Source organism: Pseudomonas sp. LBUM1666 (assembly GCF_059695775.1).
In genome coordinates, this window is the sequence record NZ_CP166789.1 from 5,917,120 (window position 1) to 5,937,273 (window position 20,154).

Below are 20,154 nucleotides of genomic sequence, written 5' to 3' on the forward strand. Positions count from 1 at the left end.
TGCCGTCATGAAGATCGGAGAACTGGCCAAACTCACCGACTGCGCCGTGGAAACCATTCGCTACTACGAGCGCGAAAACCTGCTGCCGGAGCCAGCCCGCAGCGACGGCAACTACCGCGTCTACACCCAGGCCCATGCCGAGCGCCTGACCTTCATCCGCAACTGCCGCACGCTCGACATGACGCTGGAAGAAATCCGCAGCCTGCTGGCCTTGCGCGACAGTCCGCAGGATCAGTGTGAAAGCGTGAATGCGTTGATCGACGAACACATTCATCACGTGAAGGCGCGGATCGATGGGTTGATGGCGTTGCAGACACAACTGCTCGACCTGCGCCAAAGGTGTGGCGAAGGGCCGGATATTGATCAATGCGGGATTTTGCAGCGGTTGGAGGTCAGCGGCGGGGTTGTGGCGACGGAGGTTGAGCATTCTCATGTTGGCCGCAGTCACGGCCATTGAGCCCAACACAAATCAAATGTAGGAGTGAGCCTGCTCGCGATAGCGGTTGTTCAGTCACATCGATATTGGATGTGTCGACGTCATCGCGAGCAGGCTCACTCCTACAGGGGTATTGCGTGGGGCTTTAGACAGCCATCGGCGCGGTCATCGGCGGGTGATGCTCATAACCCTCAAGCGAGAAATCGCTCGGCTCGATCAACTCCAGCCACTCCGGCTGATACACACCGGTCTTGGCAAACTCCGGCACACGATCACTAATCACCAGTTTCGGCATCGGGAACGGCTCGCGCTTGAGCTGTTCATTCAGCATGTCCAAGTGGTTTTCGTAGACGTGGGCATCACCGATGAAATAGGTGAACCAGCGCGGCGTGTAGCCGGTCAGGCGACCGATCAGGCTCAGCAGAGCGGCACCTTCGGTGAGGTTGAATGGCGTGCCCAGGCCCAGGTCGTTGGAGCGGATGTAGAGGGTCAGAGAAATCTCTTTGGTCTCGACATTCGGGTGGAACTGGTACAGCAGATGGCACGGCGGCAAGGCCATTTCGTCGAGCTGCGCGACGTTCCAGCCGTGGAACAGGATGCGGCGGCTGCCCGGGTCTTTGATGATGGTGTCGACGCACTGGCGGATCTGGTCGATCGCCTTGTACAGCACCACGTAAGCCTGGCCGTCTTCTTCGCCTTCGGCGATTTGGCGGTAGCCCTGACTCAGGGTCTGTTCGATGGCGGCCTGATTGCTGACCGGGATCTGCTTGTACGCCGGCCATTTGCGCCATTGCACGCCGTAGATCTCGCCAAGGTCGTCCTCGCCCTGACGGAACGGGTTGGCCAGCCACTGGGCGTTTTCGTTGGCGTTCTGATCCCAGACCTTGCAGCCCAGCGCACGGAATTCGGCGGCGTTGTTCACCCCGCGCAGAAAACCACACATCTCGCCGATGGCTGATTTGAAGGCCATTTTGCGGGTGGTGATCGCCGGGAAACCTTCCTTCAGGTCATAACGCAGCATCGCGCCAGGGAAGCTGATGGTGTTCACGCCGGTGCGGTTGGCCTGTTTGGTGCCGTTCTTGATGACGTGGGCGACCAGTTCGAGATATTGCTTCATGAGTTACCTGTGTCCTTGAACCCGGGACCGTCGCCCCGGGGTTCGAATTTATACAGCCGCCGCTGGAGCCGCCGGTGCACGGTGATACGCCAGCCAGATCAGGAACAGACCGCCGACGATCATCGGTACGCACAGTACCTGACCCATGGTCAGCCAGTTCCAGGCCAGATAGCCCAGTTGCGCGTCCGGTACGCGGACGAATTCGACGATGAAACGGAAGATGCCATAGAACAGCGCGAACATCCCGGACACCGCCATGGTCGGCCGCGGCTTGCGCGAGAACAACCAGAGAATGGCGAACAGCGCTACGCCTTCGAGCGCGAATTGGTACAGCTGCGACGGGTGGCGCGCCAGTTGCGCCGGATCGGTCGGGAAGACCATCGCCCATGGCACATCGGTTGCCTTGCCCCACAATTCGGCGTTGATGAAGTTGCCAATACGTCCGGCGCCCAAACCAATCGGCACCATCGGTGCGACGAAGTCCATCAGCTGGAAAAACGACTTGCCGTTCTTTTTACCGAACCACAACGCGGCCAACATCACGCCGATGAACCCGCCGTGGAACGACATGCCGCCCTTCCACACTTCAAAGATCAACAGCGGGTTGGCGATGTAAGCACTCAGATCGTAGAACAGCACATAGCCCAAGCGGCCGCCGACAATGACCCCCATCGACATCCAGAACACCATGTCGGAGAGTTTCTCTTTACTCCAGGTCGGGTCGAAGCGGTTCAACCGGCGCGACGCCAGCAGCCAGGCGCCGCCGATGCCGATCAGGTACATCAAGCCGTACCAGTGGATTTTCAGCGGACCGATGGCCAATGCCACCGGGTCGATCTGCGGGTAAGGCAGCATTGCGACTCCTCGTTAGAGTTGAAACCTTTAAAATTCCCGGGCGACGCTGTCACGCCAGGATTAAGTCAGGATTGCGCTGCGTCAGAGCAGGAAATTCAGGCCCACGCAGAACAGCAAAGCGGCGAACAGTCTTTTCAGCAACTTCGGCGACAGGCTGTGGGCCAGTCGTGCGCCGAGTCGGGCGAAGAACATGCTGGTGAGGGCGATCCCCAACAGCGCCGGCAAATAAACAAAACCGAGACTATGAGCCGGCAGCAACGGATCGTGCCAGCCCAGAATCATGAAAAATAATGCACTGGACAACGCAATCGGCAGACCGCAGGCGGATGAAGTCGCCACCGCTTGCTGCATCGGTACGCTGCGCCAGGTCAGGAACGGCACCGTCAGCGAGCCGCCGCCAATCCCGAAAATCGCCGATGCCCAGCCAATCACACTGCCGGCCACCGTCAGACCGACTTTACCCGGCACCGTTCGGCTGGCCTTGGGTTTGAAATCCAGCGCCAGTTGCGCGGCGATGACCAGGGCGAAGACGCCAATGATTTTCTGCAGGTTGGGCCCGGAGATCGCCTCTGCCGTCAGCGCACCGAAACCGGCACCAATGAGAATACCGAGGGTCATCCAGGCAAAAATCGGCCAACGCACAGCACCGCGGCGATGATGTTCGCGAATCGCATTGACCGAGGTAAATATGATTGTCGCCAGGGACGTGCCGACCGCCAGGTGCGTGAGAATCGACGGATCGAACCCTTGCAGCTTGAAACTGTAAACCAGCACCGGAACGATAATGATCCCGCCGCCGACCCCGAACAGCCCGGCCAGCACACCTGCGCAGGCGCCGAGCGCCAGATAGAGCAGAAATTCCATGCGCATCCCCAAATGAGAGCGGCATGGTAACGGATGCATGGCCTCAAGCTCCACTGGATGGCGATGGATACCCACACGATGACTGAGTAGAGTGGGCAGAAAACACACAAGGACTACCTTATGTGCCTGATTGTTTTCGCTTGGCGACCGGGTCACGCCCAGCCGCTGATCGTGGCGGCCAACCGCGACGAATTCTATGCCCGGCCCAGCCTGCCGCTGGCGCAATGGCCCGAAGCACCGCACGTGCATGCCGGTCGCGATCTGGAGGCCGGAGGCACCTGGCTCGGTGTTGGCGCCCATGGACGCTTCGCCGCACTGACCAATATCCGTAATCCGCCTCAACCTCCATCGCGCAAATCGCGAGGGGAACTGGTGGCGGGTTTTCTTTTAGGCGACATGTCGATTGATGATTACTTAAGCGACGTTGTCGGACGTTCGCTGGAATATGCCGGATTTAACCTGCTGGTCGGCAACGCCAATGAACTGTGGCACTTCAATGCTCGAGAGACTGAGGCGGTGAGGCTGCAGCCGGGTGTTTATGGGTTGTCGAATGCCGGACTGGATACGCCATGGCCGAAACTGCTCAAGGCGAAGGCAGCGCTGGAGGAAGTGCTGGACGATCCGCAGCCCCAGGCGTTATTGGCGTTGCTGAATGATCCGCAGACGGCGCCGTTTACCGAACTGCCGGATACCGGAGTCGGGCTGGCCACCGAGACGTTGCTGTCGAGTGTGTTTATTGCCAGTCCGACTTATGGGACGCGAGCGAGTACGGCGTTGATTGTTCAGGCGGATGGAGTGCGGCATATGGTCGAAAGGAGTTTCGGGCCATATGGCGGGCATCTTGGGGAAGTGGAGATCAGGGTTTAGATTGGTGTTGTCAGGGCTGGCCCCATCGCGAGCAGGCTCGCTCCCACAGGGGACTTGCGTCGATCACAAATCAAATGTGGGAGCGAGCCTGCTCGCGATGGGGCCATCAGCCTTTTAAAGAGTTTTAGCCGAAGCCGGATTAATCATCCGCGCCAACCCAAGGTTCTTCAGCGCCAGTTGCAGCGAGCTGTGGATAACTTGCGGGTTGTCGATGGTCATCAGCTCAGCAAGCAATTCCTTGGCCTTGCTCAGATTGATCTGACGCAACATCCACTTCACTTTCGGTAAGTTGGTGGCGTTCATCGACAGGCTGTCGAAGCCCATCGCCATCAACAGCACTGCCGCCGCCGGGTCACCGGCCATTTCACCGCAGATACTCACTGGCTTGCCTTCGGCATGAGCGTCACGCACCACGCTCTGAAGGGCTTGCAGCACCGCTGGGTGCAGGTAGTCGTAGAGGTCGGCTACCCGCGGGTTGTTTCGGTCCACCGCCAACAGGTACTGGGTCAGGTCGTTGGAGCCAACCGACAGGAAGTCCACTTGCCGCGCCAGTTCCTTGGTCTGATAAACCGCCGCCGGTATCTCGATCATCACGCCGATCGGCGGCATAGGCACGTCGCAGCCTTCGTCGCGGACTTCGCCCCAGGCCCGGTGAATCAGGTGCAGGGCTTCTTCCAGCTCGTGGGTGCCGGAGATCATCGGCAGCAGAATACGCAGGTTGTTCAAGCCTTCGCTGGCCTTGAGCATGGCGCGGGTCTGCACCAGGAAGATTTCCGGGTGGTCGAGCGTGACGCGAATGCCGCGCCAGCCGAGGAACGGGTTGTCTTCCTTGATCGGGAAGTACGACAGCGACTTGTCGCCACCGATGTCCAGGCTGCGCATGGTCACCGGTTGCGGGTGGAACGCGGCGAGTTGCTCGCGATAGATCGCCAGCTGTTCTTTTTCACTCGGGAAGCGCTGGTTGATCATGAACGGCACTTCGGTGCGGTACAGACCGACGCCTTCAGCGCCACGCTTCTGCGCTCGCGCCACATCCGCCAGCAGGCCGGTGTTGACCCACAGCGGCATGCGATGGCCATCAAGGGTCACGCAAGGCAAGTCCCGCAGTGCATCCAGCCCGAGGGCCAGTTGCTTCTCCTCCTCGACCACTTCGGCGAACTGCTTGCGCAGCACTTCGCTGGGGTTGGTGTAGACCTCGCCGTGGTAGCCGTCGACGATCATCTGGATGCCGTCGACCTTGGAATACGGCAAGTCGACCAGGCCCATCACCGTCGGGATACCCATGGCGCGTGCCAGGATCGCCACGTGGGAGTTGCCGGAACCGAGTACCGACACCAGACCGACCAGCTTGCCTTCCGGCACCTCGCCGAGCATCGCCGGCGTCAGTTCTTCGCTGATCAGGATGGTGTTGTCGGGGTAGACCAGTGTCTGCTGGCGCTCTTCCTGCAAATAAGCCAGCAAGCGCCGACCGAGGTCTTTGACGTCCGAGGCGCGTTCACGCAGGTAGGCGTCGTCCATCAACTCGAAACGGTTGACGTGTTCGGTGACCACCTGACGCAACGCGCCCTGGGCCCACTGACCGGTCTTGATCACGGTGGTGATTTCGCTGCCGAGCGATGCATCGTCAAGCATCATCAGGTAAACATCGAACAGCGCGCGCTCTTCCGGGCGCAACTGATTCGCCAGCTTGGCGGACAAGGCGCGCATGTCGGCGCGCACGCCTTCGATGGCCGTCTTGAACAGCCCAAGTTCGGCGGCGATGTCGGTGATGGTCTTGTCGGGTACCACGTCCAGATCGGCCGGCGGCAGCATGACTACCGCGGTACCGACCGCCGCACCCGGCGAACCCGGTACGCCGATGAACTTGGCTTCCTGGATGCCCTTGCCCTGACGACCCAGCCCCCGGATCGAACCGGTGGCTTCGGCGTGGGCGATAACGCCGGCGAGCTGCGCGCTCATGGTCACGAGGAAGGCTTCTTCACCTTCATCGAACTGGCGGCGTTCTTTTTGCTGAATGACCAACACGCCGACGACGCGGCGGTGGTGAATGATCGGCGCCCCGAGGAACGAGGCGTAGCGTTCTTCACCGGTCTCGGCGAAGTAGCGGTAGCGCGGGTGATCCGCGGCGTTTTCGAGGTTCAGGGGTTCTTCACGCGTGCCGACCAGGCCAACCAGACCTTCGTTGGGTGCCATGCTGACTTTGCCGATCGAGCGCTTGTTCAAGCCCTCGGTGGCCATCAGCACGAAGCGGTTGGTCTCAGGGTCAAGCAGGTAGACCGAGCAGACCTGGCTGCCCATGGCCTCTTTGACGCGCAACACAATAATCCCCAACGCCGCCTTGAGATCCTTGGCGGAGTTAACTTCCTGGACGATCTTGCGCAGCGTATTGAGCATGGCTCGGGGTCGAACTCCGTCGTCAGTCGCGCGATAAAAGGCGCGGGGCAAGCTCTTTGAGAGCGCGTCGATACACTTCGCGCTTGAATGTCACCACCTGGCCCAACGGATACCAATAGCTGACCCAGCGCCAGCCATCGAATTCCGGTTTACCGGTCAAATCCATCCGCACCCGCTGCTCGTTGGAGACCAGGCGCAGGAGAAACCATTTCTGTTTCTGGCCGATGCACAGCGGTTGGCTGTGCGTGCGGACCAGACGTTGCGGCAAACGATAGCGCAACCAGCCCCGGGTGCAGGCGAGAATTTCAACATCTTCGCGCTCAAGACCCACTTCTTCGTTCAACTCGCGGTACAAGGCGTCTTCCGGCGTCTCCTGGGGGTTGATCCCGCCCTGTGGAAACTGCCAGGCATCTTGATTGATACGGCGAGCCCATAGCACCTGTCCGGCATCATTCGTGAGAATGATCCCGACATTGGGGCGGAAACCATCGGGGTCGATCACGGCAACAACCTCGCAAACGCATGTCGCCGCATTGTTCCACAAAGGTTGTGATAGCAGCAACGAGCCGGTCTACCTTATGTGCACTCTTGTGAAAAGTCCGTATTCTGGACGCCTTTCTACAGACTTTTCAGCGAGTAACTGCAATGCGGCTGGCTTTATTCGACTTGGACAACACGCTCTTGGGCGGTGACAGTGACCACGCCTGGGGCGATTACCTCTGCGAACGCGGCTTCCTCGACGCCGTTGCCTACAAGGCGCGCAACGACGAGTTCTATCAGGATTACCTGGCCGGCAAGCTGGATAACGATGCCTACCTGAACTTCTGCCTGGAAGTGCTCGGCCGCACCGAGATGGCCACGCTGGATCAATGGCATCTGGATTACATGCGCGATTGCATTGAGCCGATTGTGTTGCCAAAGGGTCTCGAATTGCTGGCCAAGCACCGCGAGGCCGGCGACAAACTGGTGATCATCACCGCCACCAACCGTTTTGTTACCGGGCCAATTGCCCAGCGTCTGGGCGTCGAAACCCTGATCGCCACGGAATGTGAAATGGTCGACGGCCGCTACACCGGGCGCAGCACCGACGTCCCGTGCTTCCGGGAAGGCAAGGTGACGCGGTTGAATCGTTGGCTGGAAGAAACCGGGTATTCGTTGGAGGACAGCTATTTCTACAGCGACTCGATGAATGATTTTCCGCTGCTGGAGCAGGTGACGCATCCGATCGCTGTCGATCCGGACCCGAATCTGCGTGCTGAAGCCGAGAAGCGTGGTTGGCCGGTAATTACTCTGCGCGACTGATATCGCCTTCGCGAGCAAGCTCGCTCCCACAGGGGATTTGAGTCGTTCACACATCCAATGTGGGAGCGAGCTTGCTCGCGATGGGGCCGACTCGGTCCCAAGCCTTAAACCGGCTTCGCGCCCATCAGCCCTGCAATGGCGATAAAGCAGACAAAACTGAACAACGCCAAGGCAAAGGTAAACTTCCCATTGCCCGCTGCCGGCGCCTTACGCAGCCGATTCAGCCGCACCAGCAACCACAACCAACCCAACGCCGCGACGGTGTAAAGCACACTGGAAGCCAACAACCAGATCTGCCCCAGCGGCCAGCCCACCAGATGCACCATCCACCAGCCGGTAAACGGCATGCTCAGCAGCGCTAGCCCCATCACCAGCCAGATGAACACCTGCGGCCGCTGCAACGTGCGCACATGAACCGTTGCGTCACCATTACGTCGTGCGCGCCAGACCCAGATGGCCAGACCCAGCGCGCTGACCAGCAGCAACACCGTCGCCACCATATGAGCGACTTTCAGGGCGGTTAACGTTTCCATTGTTCGATTTCCTTATGGCCTGGCCATCAGCGTAGCCGCTCAGCCGAGAAACAGCTGATAGGCCGGGTTGTCGCTTTCGTCCCAGTAGGGGTAGCCGATTTCTTCCAGCGCTGCGGGCACCAGGTGGCGCTCATCGTGAGGCACTTGCAACCCCGCGACCACACGACCATCCGCCGCGCCATGGTTGCGGTAGTGGAACATCGAGATGTTCCAGCGCCCGCCGAGCTTGTTGAGGAAGTTGAACAGCGCGCCCGGACGCTCCGGGAATTCGAAGCGCAGAATCACTTCATCAACCACATGAGCCGCACGGCCGCCGACCATGTGGCGGATGTGCAACTTGGCCAGTTCGTTGTCGGTCAGGTCCAGCACCGGGAATCCCTGCTCGGTCAGGCTGGCAAGCAGCGCACTGCGCGGATCGTTTTCCGGGTGCGTCTGCACGCCAACAAAGATGTGCGCCTCGCTGCCGGTGTTGTAGCGGTAGTTGAATTCGGTGATCTGGCGCTTGCCGATGGCTTCACAGAACGCCTTGAAGCTGCCCGGCTTCTCGGGAATCGTCACGGCGATGATCGCTTCGCGGCCCTCGCCCAATTCAGCGCGCTCGGCGACGTGGCGCAGGCGGTCGAAGTTGACGTTGGCGCCGGAGTCGATGGCTACAAAGGTGTGACCGGTGACGCCGCGTTGCTCGACGTATTTCTTGATCCCTGCCACGCCCAATGCGCCGGCAGGTTCAGTGATCGAGCGGGTATCGTCGTAGATGTCCTTGATCGCCGCGCAGATTTCATCGGTGCTGACGGTGATCACTTCATCGACATAGTCTTTGCAGATATCAAAGGTGTGCTGACCAATTTGCGCCACTGCGACGCCGTCGGCGAAGAGGCCCACGGTCGGCAGGATCACACGCTCGCCAGCGGCCATGGCGGCTTGCAGGCAGTTGGAATCGTCCGGCTCGACGCCGATGATTTTGATTTCAGGTCGCAAGTACTTCACGTACGCCGCGATCCCGGCGATCAACCCGCCACCGCCCACCGGGACGAAGATCGCGTCGAGACGGCCAGGGTGCTGGCGCAGAATCTCCATCGCCACCGTGCCCTGCCCGGCAATGGTGTGGGGATCGTCGTAAGGGTGGATGTAAACGTAGCCTTTTTCGTCGACCAGTTTCAGCGAGTAGGCCAGGGCTTCCGGGAACGAATCCCCGTGCAGCACCACTTTGCCACCACGGGAACGCACGCCTTCGACTTTGATTTCCGGGGTGGTCTTGGGCATCACGATGGTCGCTTTCACGCCCAACACTTTCGCCGCCAGGGCCAGGCCTTGAGCGTGGTTGCCCGCGGAAGCAGTGACCACGCCGCGAGCGCGCTCTTCATCGGAAAGCTGCGTGAGCTTGTTATAGGCGCCACGAATCTTGAACGAGAACACCGGCTGCAAGTCTTCGCGCTTGAGCAAAATACTGTTGCCCAGCCGCTCCGAGAGCTGGCGGGCAGTCTGCAATGGGGTTTCTACGGCAACGTCATAAACGCGCGAGGTGAGGATCTTTTTGACGTACTGTTCGAGCATCGGAAAGCATCACTGAGCGGGTTGGGCAGGGCCAAGGAGTCTAACCCGGCTTTCGGGCGGGCGACCACACGAATCAAGAGGTTTTAGCCCGGCATGGGGCTATAATGCCGGCCTTTCCGTTCTCCCCTTGCCCGCTTCGGAGCCCGCATGACCCAGGATCAACTCAAACAGGCAGTGGCTCAGTCCGCCGTCGACTTCATCCTCCCGAAACTCGACGACAAGAGCATCGTCGGGGTCGGCACCGGCTCCACCGCCAACTGCTTCATCGACGCACTGGCCAAGCACAAAGGCGCGTTCGACGGCGCGGTCGCCAGTTCCGAAGCCACCGCTGCCCGCCTCAAGGGCCACGGCATTCCGGTGTATGAGCTGAACACTGTCAGCGACCTGGAGTTCTACGTCGACGGCGCCGATGAAAGCGACGAGCACCTGAACCTGATCAAGGGCGGCGGCGCAGCCCTGACCCGCGAGAAGATTGTGGCGGCTGTGGCCAAGACCTTCATCTGCATCGCCGACGCCAGCAAACTGGTGCCGGTGCTCGGTGCGTTCCCGCTGCCGGTGGAAGTGATCCCGATGGCCCGCAGCCACGTGGCCCGCGAGCTGGTGAAGCTCGGGGGCGACCCGGTTTACCGTGAAGGCGTGCTGACCGACAACGGCAACATCATCCTCGACGTGTTCAACATGCAGATCACCAACCCGGTGGAGCTGGAGACGCAGATCAACGCCATCGTCGGCGTGGTCACCAACGGTTTGTTCGCGGCACGTCCGGCGGATTTGCTGCTGCTGGGCACCAGCGAAGGCGTGAAAACCCTGCGCGCCAAATAATCCCGATACGACGTAAAACCTGTGGGAGCGAGCCTGCTCGCGATGAGGCCGTGTCAGTCGACAGCGATGTTGAATGATGCACCGTCATCGCGAGCAGGCTCGCTCCCACAGTTGTTTTGGGGTGTTTTTTAGGGTTGTGCTGGTTTTTTGAAGACGTAGAACAGGTTCGGCTCGCTCACCAGGTACATCGTACCGTCGTCATCCATGGCGATCCCTTCCGCTTGCGGCACTGTCTTCTGCAACCCCTGACGGCCTTTGCTCAGTGACATGGTGCTCAGCGGTCGCCCGTCCACATCGAGCTCCAGAATCAACCGCGACTCATCCGACAACGCCAGCAGATGGCCGCTGCGCTCGTCGTATTGCAGGCTCGACAGGTCCGTCACGAACATTCCGGCATCGCGCTTGGGGTTGTTCACTACGTGCACCGCGTAGGATTTTTCCGGGTTGTAATGGGGAAAGCCCTGCACTTCGTAGATCAGCATCGGGTCGCGCTCCTTGGCGACAAACAACCGTTTGCCCACCGAGTCGTAAGCCAGACCTTCGAAACCCTTGTTGCCGCTCATGTGCACGCCAAGCGTCATCTGCTCGGCATCCGCTGCGTCGAGGAACGTTGTGTCCTTCTCCAGATGAATCTTGATCAGCCGCTGCTGACGCTCGTCAGTGATCACGTAAGTGTCAGCACTGATGAATTCCACGGCTTCCGGATCGCCAAACCCGACCAGCGCAATGCGTCGAACAATTTGGCCGTCCAGCGACAGTTCGATCAGCTCCGAGTTTTTGTTGGTGACGGTGAACAGGCTTTTGCGCACCGGATCGAAGGTCAACGCCGAAACATCGTCGTCCAGCCCCACAATGACTCGCGCCTCGACTGCTACCTGGTACTGATCCAGAGCGATGGACTGATCGTTCACGGGCTGCCAAAGGGTGTGCAGGTTAAACCAGGCGCGCTCGAACAGGCGCAGGTACTGGCCGGCCGCAACCAGCGCGATCAACGCAATGACCGACAGGATCAGAATCAGGGGTTTGGGGCGGGCAAGTCGGCGCATTCGGGCATGCTCGGAATCAGGACGGGCGGATGAAATACCACGGCAGTCTGAATTAAAGCTTAATGGCCAGTGGCCGCGGGCCCGCAGGTGTACCCCAACAGGCGACCGCGCGCCACCCTCACGACGACGGGCTTATTTCTGTTTTTCGAAGCGGTAGAACAGGTTCGGCTCGCTCACCAGGTACAGTGTGCCCGCCTCGTCCATGGTCACGCCTTCGGCGCGAGGAATGGTCTTCTTCAAACCATTGAAGCCACCCAGCAAGGTCATGAAGCTGACCTGCTCGCCCTTCTCGTCCAGCTCCAGCAACAAGTGGGAGTCGGCAGACAGCACCAGGGTGTGGCCAGTGCGCGGGTCGATGGCCAGCGCCGAGAGGTTGCGGATGTCCAGTTCGTCACTGGCGAGTTTTTGCTTGTCGCCCTTCAGGATCTGGCTGCCATCGCTTTTCCAGCTGAACAGCGCCGGAGGACGCTCTTCACCCAGCAGGATTTGCTGATTGCGCGAATCCCAGACGATGGCTTCGAACGCCTTGTTCTGGTCTTTCGAAGGGCCGAGGTCGTATTTCGGAAAGTTGGCGATGTTCAGCTCGCGGGTATCGGCATCCACCTTGACGATGGAGAGCATGTGTTCGCGCTCATCAACGATGGCCAGCAGGCCATTTCCCATCACCGTCACGCCTTCTGGATTGCTCCAGCCCACCAGCGGCATTTTGCGCAGGACGTCGCCCTGCAACGTCAGCTCGACCAGGAACGGATTTTTGCCCATGACCGAAAACAGGGTTTTGGTCTGTGGGTCGTAGGCCAGGTCCGACGCTTCGTCCTTCTCCATGCCCGGCAGCACCTTGGCATCGATCACTGCCCGATAATCCGGCAGCCAGATGCTCTCCTGGCGTTCGGCGGGACTTTCGAAACGCTCCAGCACCCAGAGCACGCCTCGGTCATCCCAGTGCATCGCAAAGGCGAGGCCATACGCGGCGGCGACCACCAGCAAAAGCCAGGAATACCAACGCATGACAAAGCGCGAACGGCGGGCAGTTTTAAGCTTGGGCAGTGGTTGGGTGACCATCGAGGAATGCGTTCCAGAAATTCAGGCTAAGGGTAATAGCACAATTGGGACCGGCTCAGACGCCGCAAGTCCCGGAATTATCCGGACAAGATGTGAAAAAAACGGGAAATGGCGGGAAAGCCCTTCTGCGGTCGAGCACAAAAACCAATGTGGGGGCGAGCCTGCTCGCGATGGCGGTGTAACAGTCAACATAAATGCTGAATGAAAGACCGCTATCGCGAGCAGGCTCGCTCCCACAGGGTATTGCAGTGTCTGGACTAGCGGACGCTGCTGGTGAAGCTGCTGGCGCCTGGCAATTCAATCACCAGTTCGTCACCGACATTCAGCGGACCAACACCCACCGGCGTACCCGTGAGGATCACGTCACCGGCCTGCAGCGAGAAGCAGCCGGCCATGTGCTGGATCATCGGCACGATCGGGTTGAGCATCGCGCTGCTGTTGCCGTCCTGGCGCACTTCGCCGTTGATGGTCAGGCGGATGCCGATGTCGGTCAGATCAGCGAACGTGCTGCCGGACACGAAGGGCGCAATCACCGCCGCACCGTCGAAAGACTTGGCGATTTCCCACGGCAGGCCCTTGGCTTTCAGCTCGGCCTGCTTGTCGCGCAGGGTCAGGTCCAGGGCCGGGGCGAAGCCGGAGATAGCATCAAGCACTTCTTCACGGCTCGGTTTGGTCGACAAAGGTTTGCCGATCAACACCGCGATTTCCGCTTCGTAATGCACTGAACCGCGTTCGGTCGGAATGCTGAAACCACCTTCCAGCGGCACTACGCAACTGCCCGGCTTGATGAACAGCAGCGGTTCTGTAGGCACCGGGTTGTCCAGTTCCTTGGCGTGTTCCGCGTAGTTACGGCCAATGCACACCACTTTCCCAATCGGGAAGTGAATACGCGTACCGTCGACATACTGGTGCTGATAGCTCATTACCGACTCCTGTTTCGTAGCTCTTAAATTCAAAAGTCAAACAGCGAAAATTTTGCCCGGGTTCATGATGCCGTTCGGATCGAACACCGCTTTGACGGCTTTCATGTACTCGATCTCAACCGGCGAGCGGCTGTAGGTCAAGTAGTCACGCTTGGTCATGCCCACGCCATGTTCGGCGGAAATCGAACCGTTGTACTTCTCAACGGTTTCGAACACCCACTTGTTGACGGTCGCGCACTTGGCGAAGAACTCATCCTTGCTAAGGTTTTCCGGCTTGAGGATGTTCAAGTGCAAGTTGCCGTCGCCAATGTGGCCGAACCAGACGATTTCGAAATCCGGGTAGTGTTCGCCGACGATCGCGTCGATTTCCTTCAGAAAGGCCGGGACTTTCGACACAGTCACCGAAATGTCGTTCTTGTACGGCGTCCAGTGGGAAATGGTTTCGGAGATGTATTCGCGCAACTTCCAGAGGTTCTGTAGCTGGGTTTCGCTCTGGCTCATCACGCCGTCCAGCACCCAGCCCTGTTCAACACAGTGCTCGAAGGTTTCCAGGGCGTGGTTGGCCACTTCTTCGGTGGTCGCTTCGAATTCCAGCAGCGCGTAGAACGGGCAATCTGTTTCGAATGGCGCTGGTACGTCGCCCCGGCCCATGACCTTGGCCAAGGCTTTGTCGGAGAAAAACTCGAAGGCGGTCAGGTCGAGCTTGCTCTGGAACGCGTGCAACACCGGCATGATCGAGTCGAAATCGGCAGTGCCAAGGACCATTGCAGTGAGGTTTTTCGGGGCACGGTCCAGACGCATGGTGGCTTCGACCACAAAACCGAGGGTGCCTTCAGCGCCGATGAACAGCTGACGCAGGTCGTAACCGGTGGCGTTCTTGATCAGGTCTTTGTTCAGTTCCAGCAAATCGCCTTTGCCGGTGACCACTTTCATGCCGGCCACCCAGTTACGGGTCATGCCGTAGCGAATCACCTTGATCCCGCCGGCATTGGTGCCGATATTGCCGCCAATCTGGCTCGAACCTGCCGAGGCGAAATCCACCGGGTAGTAAAGGCCTTTTTCTTCGGCGACGTTCTGCAAGTGTTCGGTGACCACGCCCGGCTGGCAGACCGCGGTGCGGTCGGTCATGTTCACGTCGAGGATCTGGTTCATGTAGTCGAAGGACACAACGACTTCGCCATTGGCAGCCACAGCCGCGGCGGACAGCCCGGTGCGACCGCCGGACGGTACCAGCGCAACCTTGTGCTCATTGGCCCAGCGGACAATGGCCTGGACCTGCTCGGTGGTCTTGGGGAACACAATGGCCGTCGGGGCCGGGGCGAAATGCTTGGTCCAATCCTTGCCGTAAGCATTCAGGGAGTCGGCGTCGGTCAGCACCTTGCCAGGCTCAACCAGGGTCTTCAGCTCATCAATCAGGGCAGGATTGGTCATCGACAGAACTCTCGAACAATTCATGGTCATCCTGAGAACGCTTCACGTCGCAGGAATGAGTGTTTAGCGGGGTGCGTATGCTAGCATACCGACCCCGCAGGATAGTGCCCAACGGCTATTCTGCGGTAACGGCATTCTTGCCGTTCGGGTCAGCATCTGTTGACCATTTCCTGCCATTTTTCTCCGGGATACAGGTTTACGCAGATGAGCAAGACTTCTCTCGATAAGAGCAAGATCAAGTTCCTTCTTCTCGAAGGCGTCCACCAATCGGCTGTCGACGTTCTCAAGTCGGCGGGCTACACCAGCATCGAGTACCTCACAGGTTCTCTGCCGGAAGCCCAGCTGAAGGAAAAGATCGCTGATGCGCACTTCATCGGCATTCGCTCTCGCACTCAACTGACCGAAGATATCTTCGATCACGCGAAGAAACTGGTCGCTGTCGGCTGTTTCTGCATCGGCACCAACCAGGTTGACCTTAATGCTGCCCGCGAACGCGGCATCGCAGTGTTCAACGCTCCGTACTCCAACACTCGCTCCGTCGCGGAACTGGTGCTGGCCGAAGCGATCCTGTTGCTGCGCGGCATCCCTGAGAAGAACGCTTCCTGCCACCGTGGCGGCTGGATCAAGAGCGCGGCCAACTCCTTCGAAATCCGTGGCAAGAAGCTCGGCATCGTCGGTTACGGCTCGATCGGTACTCAACTGTCGGTCCTGGCTGAAGGCCTGGGCATGCAGGTGTACTTCTACGACACCGTGACCAAGCTGCCATTGGGCAACGCGACTCAGGTCGGTAACCTGACCGAACTGCTGGGCATGTCCGACATCGTCACCCTGCACGTTCCAGAAACCGCTGCGACCCAATGGATGATCGGCGAGAAAGAAATCCGTGCGATCAAGAAGGGCGGCATCCTGATCAACGCCGCTCGCGGCACGGTAGTTGAACTGCAAGCGCTGGCGGACGCGATCAAGGACAAGCACCTGATCGGCGCGGCCATCGACGTATTCCCGGTGGAGCCTCGCTCCAACGACGAAGAGTTCGAAAGCCCGCTGCGTGGCCTGGACAACGTGATCCTGACGCCGCACATCGGTGGTTCTACCGCTGAAGCGCAAGCCAACATCGGTCTGGAAGTGGCAGAGAAACTGGTCAAGTACAGCGACAACGGTACGTCGGTGTCCTCGGTCAACTTCCCGGAAGTGGCCCTGCCGGCCCACCCTGGCAAGCACCGTCTGCTGCACATCCACGAGAACATTCCGGGTGTGATGAGCGAGATCAACAAGGTCTTCGCCGAAAACGGCATCAACATTTCCGGTCAGTTCCTGCAGACCAACGAGAAAGTCGGCTACGTCGTGATCGACGTCGACGCCGAATACTCGGAAATGGCGCAAGAGAAGCTGCAGCACATCAACGGCACCATTCGTTGCCGCGTGTTGTTCTGATAGTGACTTGAGTGACAAAAAAAGGAGACCTTCGGGTCTCCTTTTTCATGGACGTGACTGATGTTACTTAACGTTGACGGTGATTTTCTCCGACACGATCGGTGGATCGAAGGCCATATGGTTCATGTCGCCCAACTCCAACTGCAAGGTGTGCTTGCCAGGTGTCAGCGTCAGCTCGGTTTCTGTCTGCGCCTTGCCGAAATGAACGTGATTGGCATCTGCCGGGATGACTACTCCTGCTGCAACTACATCCTTGGCATCGACCAGTAAATGGTGGTGGCCAGTATTCTTGGTGGTATCGCCCGCTGGTGCCAACGCAACGTTCTCAACAGCGAATTTGATTTTGAAAGTTTGCGGGACAGTCCCACCATCTTTAGGAGAAACGATGGACACTTCAGCACCCTTGGGTGCCGGCGTGGCAGCACTGGCCAGCACCGAAACACCCATCAGCAGGCCAGCCAAAGCAGCACGAGACATAAACGTTTTCATTCTCTTCTCCAGTTTTTTCGTAAAATCCGTGTGGCCATGACAACTTCACGGCCATTCGTTGTCGAAGGTTCTCGACAACCATAGCAAAGCGAGCCTGAACCAGAGCATCGCGATAATGAATTCAAAGGAGTGACCATGCGCTTTTTGCCTGGCCTGATCTGCCTGCTACCCCTTCTGAGCCCTTTGGCTCATGCCGAACTGATTGACGATGTAAACGACCGTGGCGAATTGCGTATTGCCCTTGAGGCTAATACACCGCCCTTCAGTTTCAAGGAAGACGGCAAACTCACCGGGTTCGAAGTCGAATTGGGGCAAATGCTGGCCAGCGAACTGGACGTACGGGCCGACTTCGTCGTTACCGATTCCAGCGATCTGTTGCAAGGCGTTGAAACCGGCAAGTACGACGTCGCCATCAACCACATAGCAGTGACCCCGGACCTCAAGGATCGTTTCGATTTCAGCGAACCTTACATTCACACCGATGCGCAATTGATCGCGCAGAAGGAAGAGCAACCGCGCTCGATGCTGCTGGTGCAATCGCTGACGGAAGAGAAGCCGAAGGCTGGCCCGGCAGTGAGCCTGGCGATTCCGTTTCAGAAAGGTAACCCGGCGTTTCATGCCAGCCTGGAAAATGCGCTGCAGCGGATCAAGGCGGATGGGCGATTGGAGGCGTTGTCGCAGAAGTGGTTGGGGACGGATACGAGTGTGGCGCCGAAACCCTAGATATCGTCAGCCGCTCGAACCACCCCTCACCCTAACCCTCTCCCCAGGGGGGCGAGGGGACTGACCGAGTTGTCTAACGCTATCCATCGACCTGAAGAATCGAGTCGAACTCAGGATTTGAAAAGCCCCCGATCGGCTCCCTTTCCCCCTCTCCCCATTGGGGCGGTCCGACGTTTCGGGAGGGCTGAGGTGAGGGGTGGTTCTTGAATCAGTTCAGAGTATTTAAAGCCACCGCTGCTTCCGCCAACTCCAGCTCACTGAAGACCTGAACGCCATGGCGCTTGAGCAATGCGGCAGTCACGCCTTCACCGCTGACCTTCACTCCACTGAACGTCCCGTCATAGGTCAACAGATTCCCGCAAGACGGGCTGTTAGCCTTGAGCACGGCAATCCGGATGCCGTGCTTTTGCACCAAATCCAACGCTTGATAAGCCCCCGAGAGAAACTCGGCGCTGACGTCCTCGCCCTCGGTGGTGATCACTGAGGCGTGGCCATCAAGCACTTCAGCCCCCTGCCCGCCCGGAATTTCCGCCGCCGCCCTCGGCGTCGGCAACCCGCCGGCCACCTCTGGACACAACGGCACCACCCGACCTTCATCAAGCCATTGCTGAAGCTGATCGAACGGCCCACTCGCCCCGCCGTCGTAACGTACGCGGTGACCCAGCAGACAGCGGCTTACCAGAATTTTTTGCATGATCAGAACGGCTCGTTGCCACGCCGCCGGAACCAGCCGGTCAACGACAGGCGATCACGGGTCGCGGGCAGGACTTCGTGGGGCACTTCACCCGACAGGAACACCACCAGGCATCCACCTGTGGGCACCACTTCATGTTCGACGCTTTCATCCAGGTACATGCGCAACTGGCCGCCGTGTTCGGGCAGCCAGGCGTCATTGAGATAGACCACCGCCGACACCATGCGCCGGTCGTCGTCGCGGAAACGGTCGACATGCTTGAGGTAGAACGCGCCGGGCGGGTACAGCGCGAAATGACTTTCGAAATCTTCCAGGCCCAGAAACAAACCGCGATTCATCGCCTCGCGCAGGCTGTCCATCAAATCCAGATAGCTGTCGCACGCCAAAGCCTGGCCGGGCTCGATCCACTGGATATGGTCGCCGCGAATCCCCTCGCGAATCTCGGATGTCGACCCGCGCCCCACGGCGGCCGGGGCTAATTCGCCCTCGGCAGCACGTTTACGGCACTCAGCCGCCAGTTCCCGGGTCAGACCCAGAGGAAGGAAAATATTCTGCTGCGACCAGCCGTGTTCAGCCAGGTCGTCGACGATACGTAACAGCAGCGGGTCATCAGAGGGTATTCGCATGCCGCGCATAGTATTCCTGTGCCTGAAAATCCGACAGAGCCGCGCAGCGGGTTGATACGAATTCTCGACAAGGACGAATGCCACACGGAGAATAGTCGCCTGCTGACAGGAGTCCCTATGCGCCGTTTGCTTTTTTCACTGTTGATGTTCTGTGTATTGCCCGCTTGGGCAGACGGCCACGACCAGTTGTACAAGGTCGCCGGTTGGCCAGAACAACGCGCGCATTTCAACGACGCTCTCTCGGCCGCTCAGCAGCGGTACCAGAACAGTCTGCCGCCGGCAGTGTTCCAGGCGCTGGTGAACAACAGTAATCAGCGCTTTGCCCCCCAGGCCGTCGACCAGCGCGCCGAAGCGCAATTGCGCAAGACCCTCGCCGATCCGAAACCTGCGCTGACATTCTTTCAGTCACCCTTGGGCAAGAAAATCGTGGCCGCCGAATTGCTCGCGACCCGTCGCGATCAGCTGGCAAAAAACGCCAAGGGTTTGCCCAAGATCCAGGCCAGCGACAGCCGCATGCTGATCATCGGCCATCTGGCCCAGGCCCTGCCCGCTCGCGAGGCTGGCGCGGAAGTCAGCCTGGCGATTGCCGGCGTCGCGGCCGACAGCCTCAGTTCGATGATCCCCGGCCTGCTCGGCGGTGGTCAGGCTCAAGGCATGTTGAATGGTCAGCGTCAGCGCTTGATGGACCAGATCGGCAGCGACCTGAACAACACGCTGTTGTATGTCTATCGCGACCTGTCGGATGAAGAACTGGAAGAGTTCGCGACCTTCGCCGAGTCCACCGAGGGCAAGGCTTATTACCAGGCAGCATTGGCGGCAATTCGCGCGGGGCTGGCGGTGGGGCAGGATCCTTCAAGTCTTCGCCAGTAATTTTTAGCACCTGATAAATCGCTATCGCGAGCAGGCTCGCTCCCACAGGTGACCGAGTCGTTCAGACCTACTCGGTCTAATGTGGGAGCGAGCTTGCTCCGGGCGGCGATCC

The 20,154-nt window shown here is 59.3% G+C and carries 21 protein-coding genes; 7 read left to right on the forward strand and 14 right to left on the reverse strand.

The genetic code is table 11. The features are described from left to right. The first annotated feature begins 7 nt into the window (after positions 1-7). Positions 8-457 carry a Cd(II)/Pb(II)-responsive transcriptional regulator gene (gene cadR / locus ACA056_RS27340; RefSeq protein ID WP_010466748.1) on the forward strand — a complete coding sequence of 150 codons (450 nt, stop codon included), beginning with the start codon at positions 8-10 and terminating at the stop codon, positions 455-457. Positions 458-581: 124 nt separating this feature from the next. On the opposite strand, the gene ACA056_RS27345 is transcribed toward cadR, so the two are convergent. From ACA056_RS27345 to ACA056_RS27355, 3 genes are all read right to left on the reverse strand, one after another. Next, positions 582-1,553, reverse strand: a complete 972-nt coding sequence (locus ACA056_RS27345; RefSeq protein WP_438661234.1) for a thymidylate synthase — start codon at positions 1,551-1,553, stop codon at positions 582-584. Between the two features lie 48 nt (positions 1,554-1,601). Then, positions 1,602-2,408 (reverse strand): prolipoprotein diacylglyceryl transferase, encoded by an 807-nt coding sequence (gene lgt / locus ACA056_RS27350; protein WP_415772068.1) that lies wholly within the window; start codon positions 2,406-2,408, stop codon positions 1,602-1,604. An 81-nt stretch (positions 2,409-2,489) separates the two neighbouring features. After that, positions 2,490-3,272 carry a sulfite exporter TauE/SafE family protein gene (locus tag ACA056_RS27355; RefSeq protein ID WP_033060544.1) on the reverse strand — a complete coding sequence of 261 codons (783 nt, stop codon included), beginning with the start codon at positions 3,270-3,272 and terminating at the stop codon, positions 2,490-2,492. Between the two features lie 120 nt (positions 3,273-3,392). On the opposite strand from ACA056_RS27355, the gene ACA056_RS27360 reads away from it, so the two are divergent. Beyond that, positions 3,393-4,139 carry an NRDE family protein gene (locus ACA056_RS27360; protein WP_497269124.1) on the forward strand — a complete coding sequence of 249 codons (747 nt, stop codon included), beginning with the start codon at positions 3,393-3,395 and terminating at the stop codon, positions 4,137-4,139. Positions 4,140-4,253: 114 nt separating this feature from the next. On the opposite strand, the gene ptsP is transcribed toward ACA056_RS27360, so the two are convergent. Both ptsP and ACA056_RS27370 read right to left on the reverse strand, forming a co-directional pair. Then, positions 4,254-6,533, reverse strand: a complete 2,280-nt coding sequence (ptsP, locus tag ACA056_RS27365) for a phosphoenolpyruvate--protein phosphotransferase (protein ID WP_033060547.1) — start codon at positions 6,531-6,533, stop codon at positions 4,254-4,256. A gap of 22 nt (positions 6,534-6,555) precedes the next feature. Then, positions 6,556-7,035, reverse strand: coding sequence for an RNA pyrophosphohydrolase (locus tag ACA056_RS27370; protein WP_008150514.1), 480 nt, complete (start codon positions 7,033-7,035; stop codon positions 6,556-6,558). Positions 7,036-7,178: 143 nt separating this feature from the next. Here ACA056_RS27370 and ACA056_RS27375 point away from each other — a divergent pair, with 143 nt between their 5' ends. Then, positions 7,179-7,835 carry a histidinol-phosphatase gene (locus ACA056_RS27375; RefSeq protein ID WP_497269127.1) on the forward strand — a complete coding sequence of 219 codons (657 nt, stop codon included), beginning with the start codon at positions 7,179-7,181 and terminating at the stop codon, positions 7,833-7,835. Positions 7,836-7,939: 104 nt separating this feature from the next. Here ACA056_RS27375 and ACA056_RS27380 read toward each other — a convergent pair whose 3' ends face one another. Together ACA056_RS27380 and ilvA are read right to left on the reverse strand one after the other, a co-directional pair. Beyond that, positions 7,940-8,368 (reverse strand): DUF2269 domain-containing protein, encoded by a 429-nt coding sequence (locus ACA056_RS27380; protein WP_497269129.1) that lies wholly within the window; start codon positions 8,366-8,368, stop codon positions 7,940-7,942. A 39-nt stretch (positions 8,369-8,407) separates the two neighbouring features. Further along, entirely contained in the window at positions 8,408-9,922 is a 1,515-nt protein-coding gene (ilvA, locus tag ACA056_RS27385) for a threonine ammonia-lyase, biosynthetic (RefSeq protein WP_497269131.1), read from the reverse strand. Between the two features lie 147 nt (positions 9,923-10,069). On the opposite strand from ilvA, the gene rpiA reads away from it, so the two are divergent. Then, the gene (rpiA, locus tag ACA056_RS27390) at positions 10,070-10,744 is read left to right on the forward strand and encodes a ribose-5-phosphate isomerase RpiA (RefSeq protein WP_497269133.1); all 675 of its coding nucleotides are present in this window, start codon (positions 10,070-10,072) and stop codon (positions 10,742-10,744) included. A gap of 128 nt (positions 10,745-10,872) precedes the next feature. On the opposite strand, the gene ACA056_RS27395 is transcribed toward rpiA, so the two are convergent. The 4 genes from ACA056_RS27395 to ACA056_RS27410 all read right to left on the reverse strand — a co-directional run bounded on the left by ACA056_RS27395 (position 10,873) and on the right by ACA056_RS27410 (position 15,206). Then, the gene (locus ACA056_RS27395; RefSeq protein ID WP_497269135.1) at positions 10,873-11,790 is read right to left on the reverse strand and encodes an SdiA-regulated domain-containing protein; all 918 of its coding nucleotides are present in this window, start codon (positions 11,788-11,790) and stop codon (positions 10,873-10,875) included. Positions 11,791-11,922: 132 nt separating this feature from the next. Next, positions 11,923-12,852 carry an SdiA-regulated domain-containing protein gene (locus ACA056_RS27400; protein WP_497269137.1) on the reverse strand — a complete coding sequence of 310 codons (930 nt, stop codon included), beginning with the start codon at positions 12,850-12,852 and terminating at the stop codon, positions 11,923-11,925. Between the two features lie 257 nt (positions 12,853-13,109). Continuing rightward, positions 13,110-13,775 (reverse strand): fumarylacetoacetate hydrolase family protein, encoded by a 666-nt coding sequence (locus tag ACA056_RS27405; RefSeq protein ID WP_497269139.1) that lies wholly within the window; start codon positions 13,773-13,775, stop codon positions 13,110-13,112. Between the two features lie 36 nt (positions 13,776-13,811). Then, positions 13,812-15,206, reverse strand: coding sequence for a D-2-hydroxyglutarate dehydrogenase (locus ACA056_RS27410; RefSeq protein WP_497269141.1), 1,395 nt, complete (start codon positions 15,204-15,206; stop codon positions 13,812-13,814). 204 nt (positions 15,207-15,410) lie between these two features. Here ACA056_RS27410 and serA point away from each other — a divergent pair, with 204 nt between their 5' ends. Beyond that, complete coding sequence (gene serA, locus ACA056_RS27415; protein ID WP_497269143.1) at positions 15,411-16,640, forward strand: phosphoglycerate dehydrogenase; 1,230 nt, start codon at positions 15,411-15,413, stop codon at positions 16,638-16,640. 63 nt (positions 16,641-16,703) lie between these two features. Here serA and ACA056_RS27420 read toward each other — a convergent pair whose 3' ends face one another. After that, positions 16,704-17,129, reverse strand: coding sequence for a DUF4399 domain-containing protein (locus ACA056_RS27420; protein WP_415772087.1), 426 nt, complete (start codon positions 17,127-17,129; stop codon positions 16,704-16,706). Positions 17,130-17,264: 135 nt separating this feature from the next. Here ACA056_RS27420 and ACA056_RS27425 point away from each other — a divergent pair, with 135 nt between their 5' ends. Then, a complete protein-coding gene (locus ACA056_RS27425; protein ID WP_497269145.1) occupies positions 17,265-17,852 on the forward strand; it encodes a transporter substrate-binding domain-containing protein in 588 nt (195 codons plus the stop codon). Between the two features lie 208 nt (positions 17,853-18,060). On the opposite strand, the gene ACA056_RS27430 is transcribed toward ACA056_RS27425, so the two are convergent. After that, positions 18,061-18,546 (reverse strand): 2-thiouracil desulfurase family protein, encoded by a 486-nt coding sequence (locus tag ACA056_RS27430; protein ID WP_497269147.1) that lies wholly within the window; start codon positions 18,544-18,546, stop codon positions 18,061-18,063. Between the two features lie 2 nt (positions 18,547-18,548). Further along, positions 18,549-19,181 carry a 2OG-Fe(II) oxygenase gene (locus ACA056_RS27435; protein ID WP_497269149.1) on the reverse strand — a complete coding sequence of 211 codons (633 nt, stop codon included), beginning with the start codon at positions 19,179-19,181 and terminating at the stop codon, positions 18,549-18,551. A 108-nt stretch (positions 19,182-19,289) separates the two neighbouring features. Between ACA056_RS27435 and ACA056_RS27440 the strand changes: the two genes are divergently transcribed. After that, positions 19,290-20,042 (forward strand): DUF2059 domain-containing protein, encoded by a 753-nt coding sequence (locus tag ACA056_RS27440; RefSeq protein ID WP_497269151.1) that lies wholly within the window; start codon positions 19,290-19,292, stop codon positions 20,040-20,042. Positions 20,043-20,154 lie beyond the last annotated feature (112 nt).